The sequence below is a fragment of the Aeromicrobium sp. genome, from assembly GCF_014378035.1.
Classification (GTDB): Bacteria; Actinomycetota; Actinomycetes; order Propionibacteriales; family Nocardioidaceae; genus Aeromicrobium.
Genome location: NZ_JACMOM010000359.1, coordinates 1 through 9,121, shown reverse-complemented (window position 1 = coordinate 9,121; position 9,121 = coordinate 1). Strand labels below are relative to the sequence as shown.

The following is a 9,121-nucleotide window of genomic DNA, read 5'->3' as shown; positions in this document are numbered from 1 at the left end:
GTTCGGGACGGCACACTTCAGGCATGGACAACCTCACGAATGAGTCAACGATTGGCCGACTCCTCGAGGAGATCTCCTGGCAAAAGGCAGTGCGATACCGACAAGGTGGGCGTGGCATCGAAGATGTGCTCACCGCTGAGGTGTTCATGCCGCTCGACTACTTGCCGCGAGACCTGTTTCTCGGTGAAGTCTTTCGGCGTGGCCACGGCGCGGACCGCGCCCGGGCGGCGGTTGTAGCGGAGATCGAGGATGCCCAGTTCACACTCCTCCCCGATGAGGTACTGGTAGGGCCGAATGCCGTCAAAGTGCAGCCTGATGGCTATCTGTCGACGCCATCGACGCTCGTGCTGATGGAAGCCAAGCGAATCCGTAGGTCCTCCTTTCAAACCAAGCAACTGGCGCGCGAGCTGGTAGCGCTCTATCAAGAATCAAATGGCCGCACACCGCTGCTGTTACTCGTACTTGGCGCACCTCCGCCGGTCTTGGTCGACACTCTCGGACGCATCGAACCGGCCCGGGCTATTTCGCTGACCATCGACGAGGTCATCGAGGAGACTGGGGCGACCCAAATGACCGAGGACGAGCTCCCGACCGACCTCGAGGACACCATTTCCTGGATCACCTGGACCGAAATTCGCGAACTGGTGATGGACCAAGCCGCTAGCCTGCCCGATCTTCCGCATGGGCTCGACGGGACGATGCGGCGGCTCGCTGCTGCCGTCACGAGCGCAGTGGACTGGCACACATGATCGACTACTCAGGATTGGCAAGGTGCGGAGTTCCACCCGAGCCGGAGTCGAGATACCGGTGCGCCAACTTTCTTGATGTGCGGCGGGGTGTCGCGGGCGTGCGCTAGTCCACCGCGATTTGCTGCCCCTGTTGGCGCCGCTACCAGTGCAGAGACTCCTGACTGGCGGAACTCGTCGGTTCCACTTCGGGTCGGTGCTCAGCGTCCGTGCACGGCCACTCGCGTCAGGAGGTCCACAACGCGGCGACAGCCGACCGGTGATGAGGTGACCTAGTCAGCGGATGCTGAGAGGGCGTGGGCCCTAAGGGTTGCCTGCTGAACAACTCGTGTCGCCGCGCCGATTGGGGCCGCGACTCGTTCTCGCTCGCAGCGCGGCAACGTGCCTGCGAGTATCAATGCTCGGCCGTCCACGACTCGGTGGAGGCGCCGCTTGGCATGTCGCTGAATCGCCATGCTTATGACGGTCAGGAGCCAAGATGGTCCGACTGGGCCATCCCGGAGTGCCAACCGGCGGATGACGCGCAGTCATGCCGTGGCGAGGTGATGCAACCGAGACGCTCGCGCTCGATCAGAGGTTCCGTCCGCACGCGGGCCGGCCGGGGGTCCACATTGCGCCGCGAAGAGCGTAGGTTGTGGCGTGCATCACAAGTGAAGCGTTGCTGGCCCGTGTCGCCGATGCGAGCCGCTGAGTGTCGGGGGGCACAGGAATGAAGAAGATCGTGAGCGTGGCAGTGATCGCCGGGCCGTTGGTGGCCGGGTGCCTGGTGGCCAGCAGCGTGCTGGCAAGCGACACAGGTGCGGCCGACGAACGGGCATTGGCGTCGGACCGTGGCGCAGCCAGTCAGCCTGTCGAGAAGCGGGTTGACCGGCTACTGGCGCAGATGACGACCACGGAAAAGCTTCAACAGGTGCAGCTGCTCTCCGACGGTCAGATCACCGATGCGGACGCCAAGGCCGGGGTCGGAGGCGTCTTCAGCCTGACCGACCCGGCCAAGATCGACCACTTTCAGCGGATCGCGATGACCACGTCGCGGCTGCACATCCCAATCCTCTTCGCTTACGACACGATCCACGGTTACCGCACGATCTTCCCCGTGCCCCTGGGTGCCGCCAGCTCGTTCGACCCCGGCGTGGCGCGGGCCGACGCCGAGATCGGTGCCCGCGAGTCGACGACGGTCGGCATCAAGCAGATCTACAGCCCGATGGTCGACGTCTCCCACGAGCCGCGCTGGGGCCGGATCGTCGAGGGGAACGGCGAGGATCCCTACCTCGGTTCCGCGTTCGCCGCGGCCCGGGTGAAGGGTGCGCAGGGCGACGACTACAGCAAGCCTGGCCGTGCGGTCACCAGCGTCAAGCACTTCGTGGCGTACGGCAACCCCGAGGGGGGCCGTGACTACGGCACCACCGACCTGTCGGAGCAGACGCTGCGCAACCTCTACCTGCCGCCGTTCAAGGCAGCGGTAGAGGCCGGGGCCGATACGGTGATGTGCTCGTTCAACGCCATCAACGGCGTGCCCGGCTGCGCCAACGAATACACGGAAACCCAGATCCTCAAGAAGGAGTGGGGCTTCGACGGGTTCATCGAGAGCGATTACACAGCGGTCGCCGAGACCCGCGCCTGCCCGGCGAAGAAGCCCGATGAGGGCTCGTGTGGTCACGGCACGGCTGCCGACGGACCCGACGCAGGGGCCAAGGCGTTGATGGCCGGCACCGACTCGGAGATGGTCAGCACCAACATCCGCGACTACGGCAAGCAGCTGCTCGCCGACGGCCGCATCTCCAGGAAGCGTCTCGACGATGCCGTACGTCGCATCCTGCGAGCCAAGTTCCGGGCCGGCCTCTTCGAGCGCCCGTACGTCGACCAGGCGAAGGCCGTCGACCCAGCGAGCTTCCTCACGGCAGCCGACCGCAAGGCGGCGCGCACCGCCGCGAGCCGTTCGATGGTGCTGCTGCAGAACAAGGGCCAGACCCTCCCGCTCGATGCGGCAAAGAAGACCGCGGTGATCGGACCGCTCGGTGACAGCGGGCACGACATGCTCGGAGCCTGGTGGGGCAAGGGCGAGGATGCCGATGCGGTCAGCGTGCTCAAAGGCATCACCGACGGGTCTTCGGCGACCACGACGTACGCCCAGGGCTGCGCACTCAGTAACAAGGAGCCGGCAGACTACGACCCCGCCGACGACTGCCCGTCCGACGCCGGCTTCGCCACGGCTGTGGCCGCTGCGAAGTCCGCTGACCAGGTGGACCTCGCCGTCGGGGGGACCCGCGTGATGAGCGGGGAGGCAACATCCCGATCGACCATCGACCTGCCGGGCATGCAGCAGGAGCTCAACGACGCGATCGCGGCGACCGGCAAGCCGTTCGTGGTCGTGCTCATCAACGGTCGCCCGCTGACCCTGTCCAAGGTGGTCGGCAGCGCGCCGGCCGTGCTGGAGGCGTGGGCCCCCGGCGTCGAGGCAGGCAACGGTGTCGCTGACGTCGTCTTCGGCAAGGTCAACCCGGGCGGCAAGCTCCCGGTGTCCTTCCCCCAGCGCCTCGGCCAGGTTCCGATCTACTACAACCACGAGCCGACGGGCCGGCCGTGCGACGTCACGCAGAAGTACAACTCTCGCTACCGCGACCTCCGCAGCTGCGACCCGCTGTTCCCGTTCGGCTTCGGGCTGAGCTACACGAAGTTCAAGGTCTCCGACCTCACGCTGGACAAGACCGCCGTCTCCCGCAAGGGCAGCGTGGCCGCGTCGATGACGGTCACCAACACCGGCGACGTCGCCGGCGACGACGTCGCCCAGCTCTACATCCACGACCCGGTCGCGAGCATCTCGCAGCCGGTACGCCGCCTGCGGGGCTTCGAGCGGGTGACGCTAGAGCCGGGCAAGTCGACCACGGTGCGATTCACCCTTGATGCGAGCGACTTCGGCTTCTACGACAACCGCGGGAAGTTCGTGGTCGAGCCTGGGGCGATCCAGGTGTACGCCGGCGACGACTCGACGGCGACGCTCACCAAGACATTCGAGGTGAAGCGCTGAGCCGGGCCCACAGGGGGTGTGTTTCGCGTTCCTGTTCGAGCAGGTATCGGCTGACGCACGTCATTCCGGCTCTCCTCTGTTGTCAAGAAGCCCGTGCGTGTGTCGTTGAAACCAGCCACCGTATTGATCAGGCATGGTCCTCGACGAGAGCGGCGTCAAGCGGGTTTCCCAGAGTAGGACGGACATCAAGGTGTCCAAGACTGTCCTCGACGGAGCGCAGACCGCTTGTTACGGCGTCGGGTATGGCACCAGCGACGCAGCCTCCCAGCCACTCGATCACGGTGCCGGTCTGGTGTTCCAGATCAATGACGGCCCCCGGCCGATCTCCGGATGAGTCGTCGTTGTTCAGCACGGTCCCGCCTTATCGGAAGATCTCACTGCGATCCTCGCCTCAGTCACCCTGGACTGACTTAAACGGGCTTGCAGTGATGTCATCGGGTGGTCATCCGATAGTGACTTCGGGCGGATCGCCGCGCGTCAATCCGCCGCAAAATCATTTATGTAGAGGCCACCTGGTGGGATCCCACTAGGGCCTGCAGTCGGGTGGGCGCGGCTCGAACAGGTAGTCAGCGCCCTTCGGGTCTACGCGATCGATCATGACGAACCGTGGGGCCACGACTAGGACCGTGGGCACACCAAACACTCACGGGCCAGACGCGCGAATGCGTCTTACCAACTCGATTCCCGCCGACTCTCGCACGTACCTCTTGAACCTCATCCGCGAATGCCGCGCCGTACTGGATGATCTTGGAATCTACGGCGAGGCGCGATATCGGTCGGTGTCTCTGGAACTCGGAGGCGCACTCACAGCGACGGCTGAGGTAATCGAAGCCGGAGGAGATAGTGCGGGTGCTGCAAGACTGCGCGATGCCGTCAAGAAGTTCTTGAGCGACCTGCTGCGCACGTACGCCAAGACCCAAGGCCTCGGAATGCTCGAAACGGCGGGCGGCAGCCTCAAAGACGCCGCTCTTGGAGTGGACCCCAGCGAGGATTAGGTACTACGCAGCCGCGGGTTCGCTGAATCAGCGTCCTTCCACCGCGTACTGGCCGTGGGACGCCGTTCCGCCCGTTCGGGGAAGGTTTGTGGCGACGACAATGTAGTTGTCGACGCTTCCGGTTCGAGTCAGGGAGGTACGGCGCGATACGTGGGAGTCGATCTTGATCGCCAATGCCTTGGTTTTACCCGCCTCGGTCAGGCGCGCCACTCTCCGGCGAGAAGCGCGTAGACGTACTCGTCCTGCCAGCCGTGCCGTTTACGTGTGGTCGGCGCAACCCGCGGTCGCGTACAAGTCGGCCGGACGAAAGTGACAAAGCTCCGAGACTCTCCACACACCACGTCCTCACGATCGACAACCTATCGCCGCCGATTTTGACCCACCGGGATCGGTGCCGGAAGCCGATCGGCGATTGGGACGGTCACAGCCACCGCAAAGCCGACACGCAACTACGGGTTGTCCGCGTCTTGGGGGTTGCTCGTGCCGAGACTCACGCATGGGAAGTGTCGGCTGACAGCGTCATCAGCCCATCCTGTCGAGATCGTCGGCCGGCGCCGCGATAACCCCCGGTCCACCGTGAGGCGGGGCAGGGGTGATCGCTACCGTGGGGTTAGCCGACCTTCACGTCGTACCGGTCGGCCATCATCACCTTGTTCCATACGGCGACGAAGTCGCGCACGAAGCGTGCGTGACCGTCGCTTCCGGCATACACCTCCGTGACGGCGCGCAGCTGCTGGTTGGAGCCGAAAAGCAGGTCGTTGCGCGTGGCCCGGTAGACCGTCCTGCCGCTCACGCGGTCGTCGAGGGTGAACGACATCCCAGCCTCGTCGTGCTTGCTCCACTCGTAGTCCATGCTCGTCACCGTCGTGAAGAAGTCAGTACTGAGCTCACCGACGCGGTCGGTGAAGACGCCGACGGTGGACCCGTCGTGGTTGCATCCCAACACGCGTAGGCCGCCGGTGAGGGCGACCCACTCCGGGGCAGAGAGACCCAGCAGCGCGGCCTTGTCGAGGAACAACTGCTCCGGCGCGACGGTTGGGGCGACCTTGGTGTACTTGTCCATCACGTAGTTGCGGAACCCGTCGACGACCGGCGCCAGCCACTCGAAGGTGGGGACGTCGGTCTGCTCGTCGGTGGCGACGACCCGGCCGGGCGTGAAGGGCACCTCGACCTCCTCGCGGGAGGCCATGGCGGCCTGCTCGACCGCGACGCAGCCACCGAGCACGATGAGGTCGGGGAGGCTGACCTTCTCAGGCCCGGACTGGTTGAAGTCGTCCATGACGCCGCGCAGGGCGGCGACCACGTCGACGGTGCGGCGGTTAACCGCCCAGTCCTTCTGCGGCGCCAGCGCCAGCCGGGCACCGTTGGCGCCGCCGCGCTTGTCGGAGTCGCGGTAGGTCACGGCGGAGGAGAATGCCGTGAAAGCGAGGTCGGAGACCGACAGGCCGGCGTTCAGGATCGCCTGCTTGAGACGAACCACCCCCGCGTCGCCGACGACCTCGTGGTCGAGCACGGGCAGCGGGTCCTGCCAAGGCAGGTCCTCCGCGGCGACCTCGGGGCCGAGGTAACGCGACTTGGGACCCATGTCGCGGTGGGTCAGCTTGTACCAAGCCTTGGAGAACGCCTGCGTGAAGTAGTCGAAGTCCTCGAGGAACCTCAGGCAGACATCGCGGTAGACCGGGTCGACCTTCAGCGCGATGTCGCTGGTCATCATCATCAGTGGGTGCTCGACGCCCTCGAGGTGCGCGTCGGGAGTCGTCGGCGCGTTCGCGTCGACCGGCTTCCACTGCAGCGCGCCAGCCGGGCTCTCGGTCTTCTCCCACTCGAAGGCGAACAGGTTCTCGAGGTAGGCGTTGTCCCACTGGGTGGGGTGGGGCGTCCAGGACCCCTCGATGCCGTTGGTCATCGTGTACTCCGCGAACCCCTTGCCCTGGGGGTTCTTCCAGCCCAGGCCCATGGCCTCCATGGGAGCGATCTCCGGTGGGGGCCCGACCTGGTCGGCCGAAACCTGGCCGTGGCTCTTGCCGAACGCGTGGCCGCCAGCGATGAGCGCGACCGTCTCCTCGTCATTCATCGCCATCCGGCCGAAGGTGATGCGGATGTCGACCGCCGACGCGGCCGGGTCGCCGTTGGCGTTGGGGCCCTCGGGGTTGACGTAGATCAGCGCTTGGTGCGAGGCGGCCAGCGGCTGCTCGAGCTCGTAGTCCTCGTCGCCGGGCTCACCGCGCCACCGCTTGCTGCGCATGACCATGGCGTCGTAGGAATCGGGGTTGCTGTTCTCGATGTACTCCGCGCCCCAGTACGTCGCGTCGTCGGCTTCCCACGCGTCGCGCCGGCCGCCGCCGAAACCGAACGTCGGGAAGTTCATGATCTCCAGCGCGCAGTTGCCGGTGAGGATCATCAAGTCGGCCCACGAGAGGGCGTTGCCGTACTTCTGCTTGATCGGCCAGATCAAGCGGCGCGACTTATCGGTGTTGCCGTTGTCCCACCAGCTGTTGATCGGCGCGAACCGCTGCAGTGCCTGGCCCGCGCCGCCGCGACCGTCGGCGATACGGTACGTGCCCGCTGCGTGCCAGGCCATGCGGATCATCTGCGGCGCGTAGTTGCCGTAGTCCGAGGGCCACCACGAGACCGAGGTCGTGAGGAGCGACTTGATGTCGGCCTTCAGCTCATCGAGGTCGATCGTGGCGAACGCGGCCGGGTAGTCGAAGTCCGCCAGGGGATTGGCCGCCGCGCCGTCGCGGTGCAGCTGCTCGACCCGGAGCCGGTCGGGGTACCAGTCCGAGAGGGTCGGCTTCGAGGTGTGTGCGCCGCCGAGGGTGTTTCCGCCGAAGGGGCACACCCCTTGGAGGACATCGGAGTACTCGGTGTAATCGTTCATGATGCTGTGGCCTTCCGGTAGGTGGAAAACGGCGGTAACGCTGGGTGCTGAACCACCCCGACGTTTCCACCAGACACTCGGGTCTGACGTGCCGCCGGAGTGCTCGGAGCGGCGTCGGTGGTCGAACCAGTCAACCCATGCGGCAGTAGCTACCTCGACGTCTTTCGATCGTACGCCAGGGACCGTGGGCCGTGATCGGCTCAGTTCGTACCGAGCCCGCCCGCGAGGCCGGTTCGGACCACACCGAACGGCCCATGGCCATGAACGCGTAGGGAATCTCCTCGCCGGCGGTCTCGAGGTCAGCGAACCCGCTCATCCTGACGAGCTGCACGCCGTGGGCCAGGTCGTGGTGCGTTCGCCGAGCTGCCGGTGCCGACGCCCCACGTGCATTCCGGTGACCCGGTGGCCGAAGCGGACCCGGCCCACCAACGTCCGGTTGCCGAGTGCCGTGTGGTTCCGCCCCGGGCTCGGGATCGGCGCGACGGCGCGCAGTCGGGTCTCCTCCGGCACCAGACTGGTAGGTCCTGGGTCCGGGTCGTGAGCATCGTCAACCGCCTGCCCGTCACCAGACGGGGGCAGAGCCCGTCGCTCGCGGGCCTGGCCGTCGGATAGGTCCTGGCGGACTGGGTCAACGGCCGGGTTCGGGACACAGTGTTCTACGACCTGCTGCAGATGACCCGCGAGGAGCGTCGAGGTCGAGACCGCTGCCGAGGTGTGGGCGGCAACAACACGACTCGCCGACGCCGCCCTGGCCACCTTCGCCGAGGACGATCCCATCTGCTGCTGGGCGCGCCAAGACAAGGTGTGAGGCCACGAGGTCGGCCACGAACTGTTGGAGGTCTACACCCTCACCGCGGACTCCCCGACCTACGGCCGCGACGACGCAACTACGTCTATTAGCGCTGGGTGTTCGTCACTGCGGCATCGGCGGGCTCGCAGTGCTGCTCGTGGCCGGATGGTTCCTGACGTCTCTCGGGGGCTGAGGGCACGGATGCGGGCAACCGCAGACACGCGCAATCAATTAGTGCCTCCGCCTCCCGGCGGAGGATCGCTCACCGCGCGGTCCTGGTTCTTGAGCTCGCTCTCTGGGTCCGTCGCGATGGCCTCACCTCGACCGACCTTGCTGTGGCGGTATCCGTAGGCCCCGTAGACGACCGCACCGATGAGGAACCAGACGGCGAACCGCAGCCACGTCTCCCACATCAGCTGGCTGGTCAGCCAGAGCGAGAACCCGATACCGAGCAATGGCACCACGGGCATGAACGGGACCCGGAACGTGCGAGGCAGGTCGGGTGAGCGATAGCGCAGAACGATGACCGCTGCGCAGACCACGACGAAGGCCAGCAGGATGCCGATGTTGGTCAGCTCGGCCGCCGTACCGATAGAGACGAACCCGGCGATCGCGGCGGAGATGATCCCGACGATCCACACCGGGCGGTTCGGCGAGTGATGCTTGTTCGTGGTCGCGAAC

6 protein-coding genes are annotated in these 9,121 nt (G+C 66.0%); 4 read left to right on the top strand and 2 right to left on the bottom strand.

The features are described from left to right. The first annotated feature begins 23 nt into the window (after nt 1-23). The 4 genes from H7290_RS18955 to H7290_RS18940 all read left to right on the top strand — a co-directional run bounded on the left by H7290_RS18955 (nt 24) and on the right by H7290_RS18940 (nt 4,769). Nucleotides 24-749 (top strand): hypothetical protein, encoded by a 726-nt coding sequence (locus H7290_RS18955; protein WP_290515581.1) that lies wholly within the window; start codon nt 24-26, stop codon nt 747-749. A gap of 706 nt (nt 750-1,455) precedes the next feature. Next, on the top strand, nt 1,456-3,774 hold the full coding sequence (gene bglX / locus H7290_RS18950) for a beta-glucosidase BglX (protein ID WP_290515580.1): 2,319 nt from the start codon (nt 1,456-1,458) through the stop codon (nt 3,772-3,774). Nucleotides 3,775-3,907: 133 nt separating this feature from the next. Continuing rightward, nucleotides 3,908-4,108 (top strand): hypothetical protein, encoded by a 201-nt coding sequence (locus tag H7290_RS18945; RefSeq protein WP_290515579.1) that lies wholly within the window; start codon nt 3,908-3,910, stop codon nt 4,106-4,108. Nucleotides 4,109-4,481: 373 nt separating this feature from the next. Continuing rightward, a complete protein-coding gene (locus H7290_RS18940) occupies nt 4,482-4,769 on the top strand; it encodes a hypothetical protein (RefSeq protein WP_290515578.1) in 288 nt (95 codons plus the stop codon). Nucleotides 4,770-5,379: 610 nt separating this feature from the next. Here the strand turns inward: H7290_RS18940 and katG are convergent. Beyond that, nucleotides 5,380-7,650, bottom strand: a complete 2,271-nt coding sequence (gene katG, locus H7290_RS18935; RefSeq protein WP_290515577.1) for a catalase/peroxidase HPI — start codon at nt 7,648-7,650, stop codon at nt 5,380-5,382. 1,017 nt (nt 7,651-8,667) lie between these two features. Beyond that, nucleotides 8,668-9,121 (bottom strand): amino acid permease (locus H7290_RS18930; protein ID WP_290515576.1); only part of this gene is annotated, 454 nt, incomplete at its 5' end.